The organism is Niallia sp. WK069_GA_01, from assembly GCF_983173855.1.
In genome coordinates, this window is sequence record NZ_OZ470138.1 from 2098315 (window position 1) to 2117069 (window position 18755).

General features: G+C 35.5%; 19 protein-coding genes. All 19 read left to right on the forward strand.

The annotated features are described in order from the left end of the window. Nucleotides 1-39 precede the first annotated feature (39 nt). Nucleotides 40-975, forward strand: a complete 936-nt coding sequence (gene spoIIIAA, locus AC5LWL_RS10025) for a stage III sporulation protein AA (protein WP_493434179.1) — start codon at nt 40-42, stop codon at nt 973-975. Continuing rightward, entirely contained in the window at nt 969-1484 is a 516-nt protein-coding gene (spoIIIAB, locus tag AC5LWL_RS10030) for a stage III sporulation protein SpoIIIAB (RefSeq protein ID WP_493434180.1), read from the forward strand. The genes spoIIIAA and spoIIIAB overlap by 7 nt, the downstream gene beginning before the upstream one ends. Nucleotides 1485-1501: 17 nt before the next feature. Next, on the forward strand, nt 1502-1708 hold the full coding sequence (gene spoIIIAC / locus AC5LWL_RS10035) for a stage III sporulation protein AC (protein WP_493434181.1): 207 nt from the start codon (nt 1502-1504) through the stop codon (nt 1706-1708). Nucleotides 1709-1716: 8 nt separating this feature from the next. Continuing rightward, nucleotides 1717-2112, forward strand: coding sequence for a stage III sporulation protein AD (gene spoIIIAD / locus AC5LWL_RS10040; RefSeq protein WP_493436586.1), 396 nt, complete (start codon nt 1717-1719; stop codon nt 2110-2112). Between the two features lie 84 nt (nt 2113-2196). Then, the gene (spoIIIAE, locus tag AC5LWL_RS10045) at nt 2197-3405 is read left to right on the forward strand and encodes a stage III sporulation protein AE (protein ID WP_493434182.1); all 1209 of its coding nucleotides are present in this window, start codon (nt 2197-2199) and stop codon (nt 3403-3405) included. Nucleotides 3406-3421: 16 nt separating this feature from the next. Further along, a complete protein-coding gene (gene spoIIIAF, locus AC5LWL_RS10050) occupies nt 3422-4054 on the forward strand; it encodes a stage III sporulation protein AF (protein WP_493434183.1) in 633 nt (210 codons plus the stop codon). Beyond that, nucleotides 4047-4706 (forward strand): stage III sporulation protein AG, encoded by a 660-nt coding sequence (gene spoIIIAG / locus AC5LWL_RS10055; protein ID WP_493434184.1) that lies wholly within the window; start codon nt 4047-4049, stop codon nt 4704-4706. The genes spoIIIAF and spoIIIAG overlap by 8 nt, the downstream gene beginning before the upstream one ends. A 15-nt stretch (nt 4707-4721) precedes the next feature. After that, entirely contained in the window at nt 4722-5309 is a 588-nt protein-coding gene (locus AC5LWL_RS10060; RefSeq protein ID WP_493434185.1) for a SpoIIIAH-like family protein, read from the forward strand. A gap of 1390 nt (nt 5310-6699) precedes the next feature. Continuing rightward, nucleotides 6700-7176 (forward strand): acetyl-CoA carboxylase biotin carboxyl carrier protein, encoded by a 477-nt coding sequence (gene accB / locus AC5LWL_RS10065; protein WP_493434186.1) that lies wholly within the window; start codon nt 6700-6702, stop codon nt 7174-7176. A gap of 15 nt (nt 7177-7191) precedes the next feature. Then, nucleotides 7192-8550, forward strand: coding sequence for an acetyl-CoA carboxylase biotin carboxylase subunit (accC, locus tag AC5LWL_RS10070; protein WP_493434187.1), 1359 nt, complete (start codon nt 7192-7194; stop codon nt 8548-8550). Nucleotides 8551-8566: 16 nt separating this feature from the next. Beyond that, nucleotides 8567-8977 (forward strand): Asp23/Gls24 family envelope stress response protein, encoded by a 411-nt coding sequence (locus AC5LWL_RS10075; RefSeq protein ID WP_493434188.1) that lies wholly within the window; start codon nt 8567-8569, stop codon nt 8975-8977. Nucleotides 8978-9609: 632 nt separating this feature from the next. Further along, nucleotides 9610-9999: a transcription antitermination factor NusB gene (gene nusB / locus AC5LWL_RS10080; RefSeq protein WP_493434189.1), complete on the forward strand. Its 390-nt coding sequence runs from the start codon at nt 9610-9612 to the stop codon at nt 9997-9999. A gap of 231 nt (nt 10000-10230) precedes the next feature. Then, complete coding sequence (gene xseA, locus AC5LWL_RS10085; RefSeq protein ID WP_493436587.1) at nt 10231-11577, forward strand: exodeoxyribonuclease VII large subunit; 1347 nt, start codon at nt 10231-10233, stop codon at nt 11575-11577. A 6-nt stretch (nt 11578-11583) separates the two neighbouring features. Continuing rightward, on the forward strand, nt 11584-11817 hold the full coding sequence (xseB, locus tag AC5LWL_RS10090; RefSeq protein ID WP_493434190.1) for an exodeoxyribonuclease VII small subunit: 234 nt from the start codon (nt 11584-11586) through the stop codon (nt 11815-11817). 4 nt (nt 11818-11821) lie between these two features. After that, the gene (locus AC5LWL_RS10095) at nt 11822-12715 is read left to right on the forward strand and encodes a polyprenyl synthetase family protein (RefSeq protein ID WP_493434191.1); all 894 of its coding nucleotides are present in this window, start codon (nt 11822-11824) and stop codon (nt 12713-12715) included. Between the two features lie 655 nt (nt 12716-13370). Then, complete coding sequence (gene dxs / locus AC5LWL_RS10100; RefSeq protein WP_493434192.1) at nt 13371-15263, forward strand: 1-deoxy-D-xylulose-5-phosphate synthase; 1893 nt, start codon at nt 13371-13373, stop codon at nt 15261-15263. Nucleotides 15264-15269: 6 nt separating this feature from the next. After that, nucleotides 15270-16106 (forward strand): TlyA family RNA methyltransferase, encoded by an 837-nt coding sequence (locus AC5LWL_RS10105; protein WP_493434193.1) that lies wholly within the window; start codon nt 15270-15272, stop codon nt 16104-16106. Between the two features lie 320 nt (nt 16107-16426). Then, nucleotides 16427-16876, forward strand: coding sequence for a transcriptional regulator AhrC/ArgR (ahrC, locus tag AC5LWL_RS10110; protein WP_493434194.1), 450 nt, complete (start codon nt 16427-16429; stop codon nt 16874-16876). A 15-nt stretch (nt 16877-16891) separates the two neighbouring features. Continuing rightward, nucleotides 16892-18580, forward strand: coding sequence for a DNA repair protein RecN (gene recN / locus AC5LWL_RS10115; protein ID WP_493434195.1), 1689 nt, complete (start codon nt 16892-16894; stop codon nt 18578-18580). Nucleotides 18581-18755: the final 175 nt, after the last annotated feature.

The window sequence follows — 18755 nt, forward strand, 5'->3', positions numbered from 1 at the left end:
AGTTGATAGGCTTTATTCGTTGAAAAGGAGGAAAAATTTGTGAATACCATCTATTCATTTTTGCCAAAAACGATTACTGACCAAGTCCTCACAATCCCTCCACAACAAAGAGAAGACATAGAAGAAATAAGAATTCGGGTTGATCGACCATTAGAGGTATGTATAAAAGGCGACCCTTATTTTTTTCCGTTATGCATCACAAGAGAAGACGCTTTACATCTTTTAAACAAAATCAGCCAGTATTCTGTTTATACGATGGAGGAAGAATTAAAACGGGGTTATATAACAGTTGAAGGGGGCCACAGAGTTGGACTCGCTGGAAAAGTTGTTTTAGAAGACAGCAAGGTAAAAGCAATTAGCGATGTAGCTTCCTTCAATATTCGGATTGCAAAAGAAAAAATCGGGATTGCAGAATCCTTTATTCCTTTTTTACATGATAAAAATAAATGGTTTCATACCATGATTATCGGCCCGCCGCAGACAGGGAAGACAACTTTATTACGTGATATTGCCCGGATTATCTCGACTGGAAACAAAAAATATAAAACAAAAGCAATAAAAGTAGGAGTTGTCGATGAAAGGTCGGAAATTGCCGGCTGTATAAATGGTATCCCGCAAATGACATTTGGTCCTAGATTGGATTGTTTAGATGCATGCCCTAAAGCAGAAGGTATGATGATGATGATTCGTTCCATGAGTCCTGATGTGCTTATTGTAGATGAAATAGGAAGAAAAGAAGATGAAGCAGCTATTTTGGAAGCAGTAAATGCAGGCATTCAGCTTATTATGACAACACATGGAAGAACAGTAGAAGAAATCCAAAATAGACCCATCTTAAAGAAAATTATGGAAATGGGTATATTTGAACGTTTTATCGAATTAAATAGACTGCATGGCCCTGGAACAGTAGGGGCGATTAAAGACAACAATCGAAAAGTATTGGTGCAAGAACTGAAGGTGACGACATCATGTTAAAGATAATAGGTGCAATTCTTATTTTTGCTTCAACAAGCTGGGCAGGGATGGAATTTTCCAAAGTGTTAAGTGAAAGACCAAAACAATTGAGGCAATTAAAATCAGCGCTGCAGTCTTTAGAAGCAGAAATTATGTATGGACATACCCCTTTGCATGAAGCATCTAGGAGGCTGGCAGAACAATTAAGTGATCCGCTGGCTGCTTTTTTCACTGATTTCTCTAATAAATTAACGTATGAAGAAACAACGGTTAAGAGTGCTTGGGCAACAAGTTTGGAAAATATTTGGAAAAAAACGGCGATGAAGCAGCCGGAATTAGAAATCATGAAGCAATTCGGGGAAACATTAGGACGACATGATCGATTTTCTCAACAGAAGCAAATTATGTTAACACTTTCCCATCTAGAGAGAGAAGAAGAGGAAGCAAGAGATATACAGTCAAAATATGGAAAAATGGTGAAAAGCTTAGGAATTCTTACAGGCTTATTAATTATTATTTTATTGATGTAGTTTTAGGAGGAGACAGGATGGGTTTAGAGGTCGATATTATTTTCAAAATAGCAGGTGTAGGAATCGTTGTAGCTTTTTTACACACTATCCTCGAACAAGTCGGTAAAAAAGAGTATGCACAATGGGTAACACTATTTGGATTTATTTATATTTTGTTTATGGTGGCGAATATAGTGGATGACCTGTTTCAAAAAATTAAATCTGTGTTCTTATTTCAAGGTTAAAGGAGGATATCATCATTGAAATTCTTCAAATTGTAGGGATTGCCCTTATTTCTACATTTCTAGCCCTAATTATAAAAGAACAAAAGCCAAATATTGCATTTTTACTTGTTGTATTTGTAGGTTGCACCATTTTTCTTTTTTTAGTAGATCAGATTGCTTCTATTATAAATATGATTGAAAAAATCGCCTTAAGTGCAAAGGTTAATACGGTTTATGTAGAAACAATACTAAAAATTATCGGGATTGCTTATATTGCAGAATTTGCAGTCCAAATAACGAAAGATGCTGGACAAGGTGCTATTGCTTCTAAAATAGAACTTGCGGGAAAAATTTTGATTCTTGCTATGGCGGTGCCTATATTAACTGTACTAGTAGAAACCATTATTAAAATGATACCCAATTAACAAAGTTAGCGTTCTCTTTTCTTCCAGGTTAGAAAAGAGAACCTTTGAATAAAAGATGTCTATCGCTTTAAACGAGGTGAAAAAATGAAAGGGAAACTTAAAATCGTCCTATTATTTATGGTCATCATCTTTTTTTTGTTTATTCCAACTGTACAAGCCTCGCCTCAAGATGAAGAAACAAATACGAACAACTCACTGCTTGACCCCCAGGATATGGTCGATTCACAAGTAGAAAAGTTGAATTTAGATGATTTAAAAGGTTTTTGGGAAGATATTTCTCGAGAATATGGGGGGTTTTTGCCAGAAAGCCAAAAGGGAAGCTTATATGATTTTATTAAAGGTGATAAATCCATTAATTTAGAAGGGGTATTTTCAGGAATGTTAAAATTCGCCTTTCATGAAATCATTGTAAATGGAAAATTACTAGGGTCGCTTATTCTATTAACGGTTTTTAGTATGTTTTTACAAATGCTACAAAATTCTTTTGAGAAAAACTCGATCAGCAAAGTAGCATATTCTATTGTTTTTATGGTCTTAATCATTATCGCATTAAACAGCTTTCATGTTGCGATAACATTTGCGAGTGATGCTATATCCACGATGACAGGGTTTATTTTAGCACTAGTACCATTGCTGCTTGCGTTAATGGCCGCTTCTGGTGGTATGGTGTCAGCGGCATTTTTTCATCCTGTCATTATTTTTTTGATGAATACTAGTGGAATGTTAATTGAATATATTGTTCTGCCATTGTTATTTTTATCTACTTTGCTTCATATTGTCAGCAGCTTATCTGAGCAATATAAAGTCACTCAATTAGCCAATTTATTACGAAACATCAGTATAGGTGTGCTGGCTATGTTTTTAACCATATTTCTCGGAGTCATATCCGTACAGGGAGCATCAACGGCCGTAACCGATGGTATAACCATTAAGACTGCTAAGTTTGTAACAGGTAATTTCATCCCAGTAATCGGCAGAATGTTTACCGATGCAGCAGATACAGTTATTAATGCAAGCCTGCTTTTAAAAAATTCAGTCGGCATTGCAGGGGTTGCAATATTGCTTCTAATTGTAGCGTTTCCTGCCATAAAGATATTAATGATTTCCTTTATTTACAAATTTGCTGCCGCATTATTACAGCCATTGGGAGGAGGACCTGTTATCACATGCTTGGATATTATTAGCAAAAGTGTTCTATATGTGTTTGCAGCTCTTGCAATTGTGTCGCTTATGTTCTTTTTAAGTATCACTGTCATTGTTGTCGCTGGAAATTTAACCATGATGGTGAAGTAGGAAAGGTGGCAGGAATATGAGCTTTATTACCGAGTGGGTAACTAATATTATTTTATTTGTATTATTGGCTACAGTTGTTGATATGCTTTTGCCAAACTCTACGTTTCAAAAATATGCAAAATTGGTTGCAGGCTTATTATTGATTAGCGTGATCTTAACACCAGTGTTTAAATTGGTAACAAATGATTTTGAAAATGTACTTGCATCAGCTGCTTGGAAAGCGCCAGAAGAAAAAAATATAAAAAATTCAATAGAATTTCAGAAAAAAGAAATACAAGCATCATTAGATGAATATACATTAAATAAAATGGCTGTCCAAATGAAAGAGGAAGCTAACAAGGAGTTGATAGAAAAGTACGGGATGGAGATTGATAATGTCCATATAGCAGTTGATAAAAACGATACGAAAAGCTTTCCAGATAATTTAGATAGGCTGGTCATTTCATTAAAAAAAAGTGAGAAATCACAAAGTACCGTGGAAGTTATAGAGAATGTAGACATTAACACCCAGGAACCTCTTCCATCTAATCAAGAACAAGTACAAGCTGATACTAAGGATATAACCTCATTTCTTGCAAAAAAATGGGATGTTGCAAGCGATAATATCAACATCCTTGTTGAAGGAGGGGAGAACAGCACAGATGGATAAAGATAAAGGTCCAATCAGTTGGTTGAAAAAGTGGCTCGCGAATGAAGAATCAGAGGAGAAAAAAAAAGGAAAAGTACAATATTTAATTATTGTTGTCTTGTTTGGAGCAGCAATTATGATAGTGAGCAATATGTTTTTTAAAGGGAGCTCTAATGCTGATGTAGCTGCATTCAGCAATACGAATGGAACATCATCAGATCAAGCGGCTGAAGAAACATTTGGGCAGAAATCAGGTGGAGGCAGCAGCGGAATAACAGATTATGAAGAAGTGTATAAAGAGCAGATTAAAGAGGCGATCAATCATATTGTCGGTGTAAAAGATGCAACTGTATATGTCAATGTAGATGCTACCGAAAAAAAAGTTTATGAAAAAAATTCGACCTCTCAGACGCAAACAACAGAAGAAACGGATCCACAAGGCGGAAAAAGACAGGTAGAGGATTCATCATCGGAGCAACAACTCGTTATTGTGCAAAATGGCGATAAACAAGTTCCGGTAGTAATAGAAACGAAAAAACCTGCGATTAGAGGCGTTCTAATTGTGGCAAAAGGTGCAGAGAATATAAAAATTAAAAGCATGATAATTGAAGCGGTAACAAGGGCATTGGACGTACCAAGCCATCGAGTATCGGTTATGCCAAAACAAAATTAAGGGGGATTTATTCTTATGTTATTAAAAAAACAAACAGTTTGGTTGTTAACGATGTTAAGTCTAGTTGTTGTATTGTCTGTGTATTATATTACCTCACCGGAACAAAAAAATGAATTTGCTGCAGTAGACGATCAAAACAAAGCAACAGAAAATGTAAAAGAAAATGCAAATGAAACGAAAACGGACAGTAAACAAGACGCGAAGACAGAAGCCGAAGAAGATGGCAGTACGGTTTCTACCATTGATTCAGATGAAGTGTTTGAACAAATGAGATTAGATTTGCAAGATAAAAGAAGTCTTGATGAAGAAAAACTTACAGAAGTAATGGGTTCAGCTGAATCCACTGCAGAAGAAAAAAGCGATGCTCAAGATAAAATAGAAAAATTAAGAGATTTAGCCGATCAAGAAAAAGTATTGGAAACAATGATAAAAGCAGAAAATTATGATGATGTGCTTGTCCGATCAATTGATGGAGTGGTAAATGTAACGGTTAAAGCAGATAAACTTTCTCCAGAAGCTGCTAATGATATTATTCAATTAGTTCGAAAAAATTTAGAAGAGCCAGGAGCTTATGTAGCAGTTAAATTTGATCCAGCTAAATAAAAATCATTGTAGGAGAGAGAAGCTGGGACATAAGTATTCCAGCCGAAGATAAACCCGGGCCATCATACGAAGATGTAAAAAATATTTCGTATCATGGTTTGGGTTTTTTATTTATGTAAAAAAGAAGGTTTGTGGTAATTACCCGCAGCCTGAATACACTTCGCTTTCCACGGGCTCGCGCTGAGCCGCTTCGGCCCTCTTGCCTGCAGGGTCTCAGCTATCTCGCTAATCCCACAGGAGTCAACGTGTATACAGGCTAATTTATTTTCCGGTTTATTTCGATTTTTTCTTGGTAAAAGAATTAGGTTTTAGAAAATAGCCTTTAAAACGAAGTGGAACAACATAGTTTTTAATACTTAACCACTCAAATTTCGCAGTTATAAATTCTTCTTCATGTATTGCCAAAATTGGTTTAGAGCAATGAGAAAAGTGTGATTGATTAATCTTGCAAACATTATTCCTTATAAATAGGGCAAGATTCTCGTTTCAGGATGCTCGCTTTCCGTGGGGCGTGCGATGAGCCTCCTCGGCGCTGCGCCTGCTTAGGTCTCATCCTAACCCGCTAATCCCACAGGAGTCTCGCACCTTCCACTCCAATCAAGCCGTTTGGTCCATTAGTTGCTGTCGTTGAACTGGTAAAAATACCACCTTATAAAAATAGACTAAAAGTGCACATTTTAGGAAAACAGCGTTGAATAAGAAAAGCGCAAGTGCCTTGCTAAGCCCCGAAGAAGATGTTCACATGACTTGCTAGACAATCATCTAAGTTCAAAAATTAGATCCTTTCTTCCCTTCTAAAAAAAATCATCGCTCCATTGTTTAGCAATAATACCTTGTCATGAAATTCGAAGACCAGAACTTATTCTAAAACAGGTTGCCTGTAACGGAGGGTGCGAAGACTCCTGCGGGAATGTGGGAAGGCTGAGACCCCGCAAGGCAACGCCGAGGAGGCTCAAGCGTAACCCCGCGGAAAGCGAAGCAACCCCCACAATAAAAAACAAGCCTCTCATTTTATTGTTCTTAAACCAAGTAATATCAAGACTTGCAAATGAATTTGAAGGTTTTACCTATTATCTATTTCGTTATGTCTCTGCCCTTTTTTCTTCTGTTTTCATTGTTAAATAAAAAAATACTAAAAAATCGTCAAAATGGATAAAATAAAAAAATCAATTAAAAAAAAGCAAAGGGCATTTCTATGCAATAATTAGTTATTTTAAAGGGAAAATGGTATGATAGAGTGGCAGATAGGGAAGGTGTTATACATAAAACAGAAAAATCAGAAAAAATGGAATACGACTGTTATTTTAAGAAGAATGTTGAACAAGTATAAGGTCTTATCGTATGATATTAGTATCTAGTCATAATGAATTGTTTAAGGGGAGTTTATATTATGTTTAAAATACAAGAAATAAAAGAATTAATAAAATTAATAGATGAATCTAATATCAATGATTTTTCGTATGAACAAGATGGTACGAAAATAGAAATTAAAAAGAATTATGGAGAAGTTGTAATGGCTTCACCTGTTCAGAGTACAAGCATTCAAGCTCAAGCGCCGACTCCTAAATCGGTAGAGAGTGCACCAGTTTCCACTATTGCTGAAGAAGCAGCTGCACCAGCTGAAGAAAACTTACATAAAATCACTTCACCGATGGTAGGGACTTTTTACCAATCATCATCACCAGATACGGACGTTTTTGTAAAAGTAGGAGATAAGGTTTCAAAAGATTCCGTTGTATGTATAGTGGAAGCAATGAAACTATTTAATGAAATTACAGCAGAAGTTGATGGGGAAATTGTAGAAGTTCTTGTGAAAGACGGAGAACTCGTTGAATATGGTGAACCATTATTTTTAGTAAAGGCATAAAGAGAGGATTAACCAATGATTAAGAAATTGTTAATTGCAAATAGAGGAGAAATTGCGGTTCGGATTATTCGAGCATGTCGTGAATTAGAGATAGAAACCGTTGCAGTGTATTCCGAAGCGGATAAAGAATCACTTCATGTGCAGCTGGCAGATGAAGCATATTGTATAGGACCAACTGCTTCAAAAGATAGTTATTTAAATTTTACCAACATTATTAGTGTAGCAACATTAACAGGCAGTGATGCTATTCATCCAGGATATGGATTTTTAGCTGAAAATGCTGATTTTGCTGAATTATGCAGAGACTGTAACATTACATTTGTTGGTCCAAGCCCAGAAGCCATCAATAAGATGGGAACAAAAGATATTGCCAGGGAAACAATGAGAGAAGCTGGCGTACCAATTGTTCCAGGATCTCAAGGGATCATTAAGGATACAGAAGATGGGATGGCATTGGCTGATAAAATCGGCTACCCCGTTATAATTAAAGCTACTGCTGGGGGCGGTGGAAAAGGAATTCGTGTTGCAAAAACGGAAGAAGAGCTTGTTAAAGGGATTAACATTACCCAACAGGAAGCTTTAACTGCATTCGGCAACGCAGGTGTTTATCTCGAGAAATTTATTGAAGATTTTCGTCATGTTGAAGTGCAAGTTCTTGCAGATAACTATGGCCATGTTATACATTTAGGTGAGAGAGATTGCTCTATCCAAAGAAGGTTGCAAAAGCTGTTGGAAGAAACACCGTCACCCGTGATTTCAGAACAAATGCGTAGTAAATTGGGGGATGCTGCAGTAAAAGCAGCGGCAGCAGTTAATTATACTGGTGCCGGTACAGTAGAATTTATTTATGATTATCGTAATCAAGAATTTTACTTTATGGAGATGAATACACGCATTCAGGTAGAGCATCCTGTAACAGAAATGGTAACAGGAATCGATCTGATCAAAGAACAAATAATGGTTGCATCAGGCAAACCGCTTGAAATAACACAAAAGGATGTTACATTTACCGGTTGGGCTATTGAATGCCGGATAAATGCTGAAAATCCGGCGAAAAACTTTATGCCGTCAGCAGGAAAAATCAATATGTATCTTCCTCCGGGGGGATTAGGGGTTAGAATTGATTCTGCAGCTTATCCAGGTTATTCTATTCCTCCATATTATGATAGTATGATTGCAAAGGTTATAACGTATGGCAATACGAGAAAAGAAGCTATATCACGTATGAAACGGGCTCTTAGTGAATTTGTAATTGAAGGTGTTCATACAACCATTCCATTTCATTTGAAACTCCTTAATCATGAAAAATTTGTGGAAGGTAATTTCAACACAAAGTTTTTAGAAATGTATGATTTGATGAAATCAGAGGATTAAAAGGAGGAAAAAAATCATGACAGAAACAACTATTTTAGAAATGAATCAAGAACATAATGGTTTAGGAAAAGTAGAAATTGCGCCAGAAGTAATTGAAGTAATTGCTGGCATTGCTGCTTCCGAAGTAGAAGGCGTTGCACAAATGAGAGGCAATTTTGCATCCGGAGTTGTTGAGAAATTAGGGAAGAAACTTCATAGCAAAGGTGTAAAAGTAGAATTAACAGAAGAGGGCATCAAGGTGGATGTATATTGTGTGATGAATTTTGGAGTATCGATTCCTCAAGTTGCGCAACAAATACAAGATAATATTCGCCAAACACTTATTAATATGACTGCTTTAGTTGCAGAAGAAGTAAATATTCATATAGTCGGCATACAATTTGAAACGGCAAAAGCAGCAGAATCTGAATACGATCAAGAAATTTAATAAATAGGAACAAAAGACTGCTCAACGGATAGGTCTATGTTGGAACAAACTTCTTAACGAAGTTTGTTCCATTGAACAGGAGCCTTTTTCCATGAGTCAGTCTTTTATTTATGTAATCAGTTATACTAATGGCAAAGAAAAAGGATAGAGAGTACATAGAAGTTTCCCGCTATTTATGCTATTATCTTTTTATAAAGTCAAACATAACATCAATGTGGAAACCAAAGAGTATTCCGGATGCGGACACATTGAGACAGACAAATCCTATTTTCAGGGTAGACATCCATGCTAATAAAGATTTGCACCATGGCACCTGAGAAGAAGCAATTTTCTTAAGTTTTCTAAGCAGGGAGCAGTAAGAATACACGAAGATTCCTGTGGGAATTGCGAGAAAGGTGAGACCCTGCAATGCAACGAGGAGGCTCACCGCTCGCCCCACGGAAAGAGAAGCTGCGGAATTATTGAGAGCGCCTTTTTTCATGGGAGCCTTGTTTTTAAATAGTATGTTTGAAAAAGTGACATAGTAAGCATAAGCAAATTATTAAAAAGCAGTTTACAGACCTTCTGCTTTTTGATAACCTGATTTGATGATATACAAATGGTTAAGATTTTAAAGGAGCTAAAGATAAGAAATGAAAAGAAGAACGGCTAGAGAAAAGGCATTGCAAGCATTATTTCAAATCGACCTTAGCAAAACAGACAAAGAAGAAGCAATCCAACATGTTTTAGAAGGCGAAAAAAGAGATGCTTATTTAGTAAAGCTTGTAGATGGCGTTATGGAGCATCAGCAAGAAATTGATGTACTGATTAAAAAGTACTTAGAAAATTGGACAATCGAAAGAATCGCCAATGTGGATAGAAATTTATTAAGATTAGCTGCATTTGAATTATTATACAATGCAGAGGACGTACCGGCAAATGTTGTCATGGATGAAGCAGTCGAAATTGCAAAGCTTTACGGAGACGATCAATCCAGCAAATTCATCAATGGCGTATTATCCAAAATGAAAAAAAATCAATAATTTAGATAATAATGTCCACATCTTTAGTTAAGCAGAAGGAAGATAAACGAGATTTCAGCAAAAGTTTTGCTAATTCATACGTCTATAATGAGATCATTTCGCTTCTCAAGACATTGCTGCGGCGCCAATTGCCTCAAGTCAAATACCTGTCCCTTTTACAGGACAGAATATTTGAATCTTAGCGTGAGCAAGGCGCTTCTGCTTTTTTTAATCCTGTTTAAGGAGAGTTCTATAATGGAGTCAAAGTATTTATCTGTACAAGCATTAACGAAATACATAAAAAGGAAGTTTGATGCCGACCCTCATTTGCATCATTTGTATGTTAAAGGAGAAATATCAAATTTTAAACAACATAGCAGTGGCCATATGTACTTTACTTTAAAAGATGATAAAGCAAGAATATTGGCTGTTATGTTTGCACGAAATAACCAAAGTATGAAATTTAATCCTGAAAATGGCATGAAAGTATTGGTAAAAGCAAGTGTTACCGTTTACGAGCCTAGCGGACAATATCAAATGTATGTGCAAGAAATGAAACCAGATGGAATTGGTGATTTATACTTAGCATATGAACAACTAAAGGCAAAATTAGAACAAGAAGGTTTATTTTTACCTGACTACAAGAAACCCATTCCTAAATACCCGAGAACAATTGCTGTAATTACATCACCTACAGGCGCAGCTATTAGAGATATACTTACAACGATAAAAAGAAGGTATCCGATAGCAAAAGTCATCCTTTTTCCTGCCCTCGTACAAGGAGAAACAGCAGCTCCTTCCATAGTAAATGCTATAAAAAAAGCAAATGTAATGCAAGAACCTTCTATTGATATATTGATTGTTGGTAGAGGTGGCGGCTCTATTGAAGAACTTTGGGCTTTTAATGAAGAAGTGGTAGCAAGAGAGATTTTTTCTTCCGCTATCCCGATTATTTCAGCCGTGGGACATGAAACGGATTTTACGATTGCAGATTTTGTCGCAGATTTACGAGCGCCTACACCAACAGCTGCAGCTGAATTAGCAGCACCTAATTTAGAAGATATAGTAGAACGGATTGAAACAAGAAAAACAAGATTAATACGTGCAATGAAAGAAAAAATAGAACATCGTAATTTACGATTAAACCGTCTTAAAAAGTCGTATGCTTTTCGTTATCCAAAAGTGCTGTTTGAACAAAAGATGGAGCAATTGGACAAACAAAAGGAACAGCTATTACGCCAAATGAAAAAATTAACGGATAAAAAAAGTGAAAATGTTGGTAATTTAATAAAGCAATTGGAACGAAATCATCCACAGGAACTCTTACATAAAGCAGATAAAGAATTATTGCTGCAGGAAAAGAATTTAAAAAGAAATATGACCGTTATTTATCAACAGAAGCAGCAGGCATTTCAATCCATTATTGGAAAAATGGATGCTTTAAGCCCGTTGAAAATTATGGAACGAGGCTATAATTTAGCTTATTCAAAAAATGGGCAGTTAATTAGCAGTATTAAGCAAGTGAAACCGAATGATATAGTGGAAGTAAAATTGGCAGACGGTTCAGTAGATACAAAGATAATATCGATTAAGGAGTGATCTAGTATGACGAAAAAAACAAGTCTTTCTTTTGAAGAAGCAATGGATGAACTAGAAAAAATAGTAGATAAACTAGAAGAAGGAGATGTTCCACTCGAAGAAGCGATTAATACATATAAAAAAGGGATGGAGCTCTCAAAATTTTGTCATGATAAATTGAAAAATGTGGAAGAGCAGCTCGCTGAAATTGTATTGGAAAATGGGCAAAAAGAGATCTTTTCCATTTCAGAGGAGGAATAATATTTTGCAGCATATTTCCTTAGACTCTTTTTCAGCAAAATATAAATTGTTATTAGAACAGCAGCTGATAACCAGCGTTGAAAAGCTTGCTGCTCCTTCTATTATAAAAGAATCGATGCAATATTCTCTAAACGCTGGAGGTAAGCGCATACGACCATTATTGTTATTTGCTACTATGCATGCATTCGGTGAAAATCCGGAAAAGGGACTATATCCAGCAGCTGCAATTGAAATGATTCATACTTATTCTCTTATTCATGATGACCTTCCAAGCATGGACGATGATGATTTAAGACGAGGATTGCCTACAAATCATAAAGTGTTTGGTGAAGCAACTGCCATACTAGCTGGTGATGCGCTTTTAACCTATAGCTTTCAATTAATAGCACAAATGGAACCTAATCTTTTTTTAGCTGATATAAAACTAAACGTGTTGGAGTTAATTGCAAAAGCGGCAGGTCCTGAAGGTATGGTAGGTGGACAGGTAGCCGATATGCAAGGCGAAGAGAAGCAGCTTAATCTTCAAGAATTAGAATATATTCATGTCCATAAAACAGGCAAGCTGCTTATTGCAAGTGTATTAACTGGTGCCATTCTATGTAAGGCGGATAAGGAGCAAATAGAGCGGTTAGGTAATTTTGCCCAACATTTAGGGTTAGCATTTCAAATAAGAGATGATATTTTAGATTTGGAAGGCGACGAAGCAGTTATTGGCAAACCAGTTGGAAGTGATGAATATAATCAGAAGAGTACGTATCCGGCATTATTAACATTGCAAGGAGCAAAAGATGAGCTGGATAACCATATTGGGAAAGCAAAAGATATTTTAAAAGAGCTTGCTTTGCAAACAGAATTATTAGAACTTATTACTGATTTAGTAGCGAATCGTAATAACTAATCTTTATCAACATTAGGTTTGTGAGTGGATTATATGGGGAAAAAGATGTAAGTGAAGTAATATTTTTAGTTGCTTGCATCAAAACGGATAAACGTATCTATCACTACAATTAAATATCGATCACATAACTGAATACTCTCCACAAAAAAGCTGAAAGCTCGTTAACTTGTGGAGAGGTTTTAATTACTGACTTAAAAAGCTAGCAATTCTTTTTTTGGAAGCGTTATAATTATCATGATTGCTGTTAGATATTGGAGACAAGTCATGGTTATCTTTTCAGGTTTAGGCAATAATCTATTAACAACAAAACTGCAAAATAAAAGGCAATACTTTTCTATTTCATTCTTTTTCTGGTGATTCATAAGGAAATGACTTACTGTTACGTGAATACAATGGTATAATACATATTTAATGAATAAAATTAGGGTTTTTCTAATGGATAAGGTATTGTTATCATACGATTGCTATTTCGACTATTAAAATAATTAATAAAAGAGGTTGATCAAAAAGTCCGGTGAAAAGGACATGTTAAATTTCTTCGTTGGCTTGTTTTTTCGCCTCGAACTTCATCCTCTTTTTTAAACTAATGAAAAGTATGCTGAATAAATTTTTATATGTGGACGGTATATTATAAAATGAAAGCGAGTTGTTAAAAATGGATTTATTGTCTATAAAGAATCCATCTTTTTTAAAAAAATTATCAATTGAGGAGCTAGAAGACCTTAGTCAAGATGTTCGTCATTTTCTAATCAATCAGCTATCAGAGACTGGAGGCCATATCGGTCCTAATCTTGGTGTAGTCGAATTGACGATCGCTTTGCATAAATGTTTTGACAGTCCTAAAGATAAAATGATTTGGGATGTAGGTCATCAATCCTATGTGCATAAAATATTAACAGGCAGAGCAAAGGACTTTGATACGTTAAGACAATATAAAGGGTTATCTGGATTCCCGAAAATGAATGAAAGTGAACATGATGTGTGGGAAACAGGGCATAGCTCTACCTCCTTATCTGCAGCAATGGGAATGGCTGTCGCAAGAGATTTAAAAAAAGAAGATTCATACATCATCCCGATTATTGGGGATGGTGCGTTAACTGGTGGAATGGCACTAGAGGCGCTAAACCATATCGGTGATGAGAAAAAGAATATGATTGTCATTCTAAATGATAATGAAATGTCGATTGCTCCAAATGTTGGAGCGATGCATCAAATTTTAGGAAGATTAAGAACCGCAGGTAAATATCAATGGGTAAAAGATGAATTAGAAATGCTCATGAAAAAAATCCCGGCTGTTGGTGGCAAACTTGCGGCAACAGCAGAAAGAATAAAAGACAGCTTAAAATATTTGCTTGTTTCCGGTGTGTTTTTTGAAGAATTAGGCTTTACTTATTTTGGCCCTATAGATGGCCATAATTATGAGGATTTAATCGAACAATTAAATTATGCAAAAAAAACAGAAGGACCAGTTTTATTGCATATTCTCACCAAAAAGGGAAAAGGGTTTTCTCCTGCTGAAAAGGATAGAATTGGAACCTGGCATGGTACTGGACCTTATAAAATTGAGACTGGTGATTTAATCAAACCAGTGAATACACCTCCTGCTTGGAGTAAATTAGTAAGTGATACGGTATTACGATTAGCTCGCACTGATGAAAGAATTGTTGCAATTACGCCAGCAATGCCAGTCGGTTCCAAATTAGAGAGCTTTGCAAAAGAATTTCCCGACCGTATGTTGGATGTAGGAATTGCCGAACAGCATGCTGTAACATTGGCTGCAGGGCTTGCAACACAAAAAATGAAGCCATTTCTGGCCATTTATTCTACCTTTCTTCAGCGGGCATATGACCAAATGCTTCACGATGTCTGCCGTCAAAACTTAAATGTGTTTATTGGTATTGACAGAGCTGGCCTAGTTGGGGCCGATGGAGAAACACATCAAGGTGTATATGATATTTCTTTTTTACGTCATATGCCTAATTTAGTCTTAATGATGCCAAAGGATGAAAATGAAGGTCAGCATATGGTTAATACTGCTATTCAGTATAATGATGGTCCTATTGCCATGCGTTTTCCACGCGGTAATGGTTTAGGTGTTAAAATGGATGCTACATTAAAGACGATTCCTATTGGATCATGGGAAGTACTAAAAGAGGGAACAGATGCGGCTATTTTAACATTTGGCACCACCATTGAAATGGCCATGAAAGCAAGTGCCATTTTAGAAAAACAAGGAACTTCCGTAAAAGTAATAAATGCAAGGTTTATTAAACCGCTGGATGAAAACATGCTACTGGATCTATTTAATTTGCAAATGCCAATACTAACAATTGAGGAAGCTGCACTGCAAGGCGGATTTGGCAGTTATGTATTAGAATTTGCTCATGATCATGGCTTCCATGGCAACGTGATTGACCGAATGGGAATACCAGATGAATTTATTGAACATGGTGATGTGAATTCTCTTTTAAATGAAATTAAGTTAAACACAGAAGAAGCAGTGAAAAGAATAGCTTCTATTGCAAGAAAAAAACAAAAAAGGGCCTAAAATCGTATGAAGAAAGAAAGAGTAGATGTTTTATTAGTAGAGCAAGGATTATTTGAAACAAGAGAAAAAGCAAAAAGAGCGATTATGGCAGGAATTGTTTATAGTCAAGAAACTCGGCTGGATAAGCCTGGCGAAAAAATTAATCATGATTCCATTCTTACTGTTAAAGGAAAATCATTAAAATATGTTAGTCGCGGCGGATTAAAATTGGAGAAAGCATTACAAGAATTTGATGTCACGATGGAAAATAAGGTTCTCCTTGATATCGGTTCTTCTACAGGCGGATTTACCGATTGCGCTCTGCAAAATGGAGCGAAAATGTCTTATGCAGTAGATGTGGGCTATAATCAGCTTGCATGGAAGTTAAGGCAGGATAAGCGGGTTGTCGTAATGGAAAGAACAAATTTCCGCTATGTTACGCCTGCAGACTTAGATGGTGAAATGCCTACTATTGCTTCCATTGATGTTTCCTTTATTTCGCTAAAATTAATACTGCCTGTTTTAAAAACATTGCTAGTACCAAATAGTGATGTAATTGCTTTGGTAAAACCTCAGTTTGAGGCTGGGAGAGACCAAGTTGGCAAAAAAGGCATAGTAAGAGAGAAGAAAATTCATGAAGCAGTTGTAGAAAAAATGGTGAATTTTGCGTTAAAAGAAGGTTATGAGGTGAGAAATATTTCGTTTTCTCCAATAACCGGAGGAGATGGAAATATTGAGTTCTTGCTTCATTTACATTGGGATATCGATCAGTCTTTCAATCAAATAGAAAAAGTCTATCCAATTAAAGAAGTAGTAGAACAAGCACATAACGAGTTAAAGTCTAAAAAGACAAAAGAAGAGTAATTTCTTTTGAAGAAAAGTGCCTAAAAACGTATATTCTGCTTGATACAAGTTATCCCTTCTTTCAACGGGTGAATCAAACATAAGTTTGCGAAGAGGAGAAAAATGAAACGATTTTTCATATAATCGTTAGCTGAAGGAATAAGATTCACTTATTCCTTTTTGCAATGCAAAAAAATAATGTGAAAAAGTGTATAATATTCGATAATAAATATACAATGAGAAAGAAGAATAAAGAGGATTTTTGTCAAAAAAAAGCGAAATAAAGAAAGAGTAGAAAAAATAATAGATTATTTTGCAATTATTATTAAAGGGTGAATTTAATGAATAAAGGTCAAAGGCATATAAAGATACGAGATATTATTACAAATAATGAAATTGAAACACAAGATGATTTAGTAGATGAATTAAAAAATGCAGGTTTTAATGTAACACAAGCTACTGTTTCACGTGATATTAAAGAGTTGCATTTAGTAAAAGTTCCGATGACGGATGGAAGATATAAATATAGTCTGCCAGCAGATCAGCGTTTTAATCCATTACAAAAATTAAAAAGAATCATGGTAGATTCTTTTGTGAAAATAGATTCTGCAGATAATTTATTAGTATTAAAGTCACTGCCAGGAAATGCGCAGGCAATCGGAGCATTAATTGATAATTTGGATTGGGAAGAAATTTTAGGGACGATTTGTGGAGATGATACATGTTTAATTATTTGTCGGACCAAAGAAGATGGAAAAACGATAACTGAACGTTTTCTTGAAATGCTTTAAAAGAGGTGACAGTATTTGTTAAGTGAATTATCCATAAAAAACTTTGCTATTATTGAAAGCTTGGCTGTTTCTTTTACAAAAGGTTTAACGGTTTTAACAGGTGAAACAGGAGCAGGAAAATCGATTATTATTGATGCCATCAATCTTTTAGTCGGTGGAAGAGGTTCGTATGAATTTGTCCGCCACGGCGAAGAAAAAGCGGAGATTGAAGGGTTGTTTTATATAGAAGATGGACATCCATGCTTTCGCAGGCTGCAGGAATTCGGAATTGATATTGAAGAAGGAACGATTATATTAAGAAGAGATATTTCCATTTCTGGAAAAAGTGTATGCAGAATTAATGGGAAGATGATTACTATATCCGTATTAAGGGAAATTGGTTCTAGTTTGATTGATATACATGGTCAGCATGAGCATCAGGAGCTTATGGACGAAACAAGACATCTAAACCTTTTAGACACATTTGCAACAGAGGAATTAACCGAAGTATTAAAAGAGTATGAACAAATTTATCGTTCTTATAATCAAATAAATAAAAAATTATTGAATTTAACAGAAAGTGAACAGCAAATGGCTCAGCGTTTAGACTTATTGCAATTTCAACATGAGGAGATAATAAACGCTGATCTACAATTAAATGAAGATGAAGAATTGCAGGAAGAAAGAAAAAGACTGTTAAATTTTGAACGAATTTTTGATAGCATCCAAACGGGGTATACAGCGTTAAGAGGAGAACAGAAGGGCTTAGACTGGATTGGCGAAGTAATGGGGCATTTAGAAGAAGCTGCAAGCTTAGATAATGAATATAAAGAGATGGCTGAATCGGTGTCAAATAGTTATTATATTTTAGAAGATGTTTCCAGCAAATTGCGAAACAGTTTAGATTTTCTTGAATATGATCCCGAACGTTTAAATCAAATTGAAGCAAGGTTAAATGAAATTAATGGCTTAAAACGAAAATATGGGATAACAGTGGAAGAAATTTTGGAATATGCGGCAAAAATTGAAGAAGAATTAGAAACATTACAAAATAAAGAGACCCATATTGATAAATTAGAGAAAGAGTTAGCAGGCCTTCATAAAGATTTAATAGTGGAAGCGCATGAATTAACTGTATTGAGAAAAAGAGCCGCGGAGCGTTTAACAGAAGACATCCATCAAGAGTTAAAAGAACTTTATATGGAAAAAACCGTTTTTGAAGTAAGATTCCGTTCGGACGAAGAGAAAGTAACAAAAAATGGTATTGATGAAGTGGAGTTCTATATTTCAACAAACCCAGGGGAGCCATTAAAGCCTTTATCTAAAATTGTTTCTGGTGGAGAGTTATCAAGAATGATGCTTGCGTTAAAAAGTATTTTCTCTAAGCATCAAGGCATTACTTCTATTATATTTGATGAAGTCGATACTGGAGTAAGTGGTAGAGTAGCACAAGCGATAGCTGAAAAAATTGCCAATGTATCATTTGATTCACAAGTACTTTGCATCTCCCATTTACCGCAAGTAGCAGCAATGGCAGATACGCATTTATTTATCGCTAAATCCATTCAAGAGGGCAGGACATCTGCAACAGTAAGCCCATTAACAAAACAAGATAAGATTAAAGAAATTGCTCGAATGATTTCAGGAACAGAAATAACCGAATTAACAAAAAAACATGCAAAAGAACTGTTAAAATTGGCACAAAAAGCGAAGTATAAGCAATAAGAAAAAAACCTCTGTAATAGAGGTTTTTTTTATTTTGAAAAAAAGATAATGCAAAAAAGAATCAATAAGATTTATCATCCAAATCATTCATGTTTTTATGAAATTTTGGAAATAATAAAAAGGAATAAGCGAACGAATTGAGTGAATCACGCATTTTACAATATACACGTATTTG

Coding starts and splice junctions, on each gene's coding strand:
- AC5LWL_RS10105 (WP_493434193.1), top strand. CDS start 15,270: ATGAAGAAAGAAAGAGTAGATGTTTTATTAGTAGAGCAAGGATTATTT.
- spoIIIAB (WP_493434180.1), top strand. CDS start 969: ATGTTAAAGATAATAGGTGCAATTCTTATTTTTGCTTCAACAAGCTGG.
- AC5LWL_RS10060 (WP_493434185.1), top strand. CDS start 4,722: ATGTTATTAAAAAAACAAACAGTTTGGTTGTTAACGATGTTAAGTCTA.
- spoIIIAG (WP_493434184.1), top strand. CDS start 4,047: ATGGATAAAGATAAAGGTCCAATCAGTTGGTTGAAAAAGTGGCTCGCG.
- dxs (WP_493434192.1), top strand. CDS start 13,371: ATGGATTTATTGTCTATAAAGAATCCATCTTTTTTAAAAAAATTATCA.
- AC5LWL_RS10075 (WP_493434188.1), top strand. CDS start 8,567: ATGACAGAAACAACTATTTTAGAAATGAATCAAGAACATAATGGTTTA.
- ahrC (WP_493434194.1), top strand. CDS start 16,427: ATGAATAAAGGTCAAAGGCATATAAAGATACGAGATATTATTACAAAT.
- xseB (WP_493434190.1), top strand. CDS start 11,584: ATGACGAAAAAAACAAGTCTTTCTTTTGAAGAAGCAATGGATGAACTA.
- accC (WP_493434187.1), top strand. CDS start 7,192: ATGATTAAGAAATTGTTAATTGCAAATAGAGGAGAAATTGCGGTTCGG.
- spoIIIAE (WP_493434182.1), top strand. CDS start 2,197: ATGAAAGGGAAACTTAAAATCGTCCTATTATTTATGGTCATCATCTTT.
- accB (WP_493434186.1), top strand. CDS start 6,700: ATGTTTAAAATACAAGAAATAAAAGAATTAATAAAATTAATAGATGAA.
- spoIIIAF (WP_493434183.1), top strand. CDS start 3,422: ATGAGCTTTATTACCGAGTGGGTAACTAATATTATTTTATTTGTATTA.
- nusB (WP_493434189.1), top strand. CDS start 9,610: ATGAAAAGAAGAACGGCTAGAGAAAAGGCATTGCAAGCATTATTTCAA.
- spoIIIAC (WP_493434181.1), top strand. CDS start 1,502: ATGGGTTTAGAGGTCGATATTATTTTCAAAATAGCAGGTGTAGGAATC.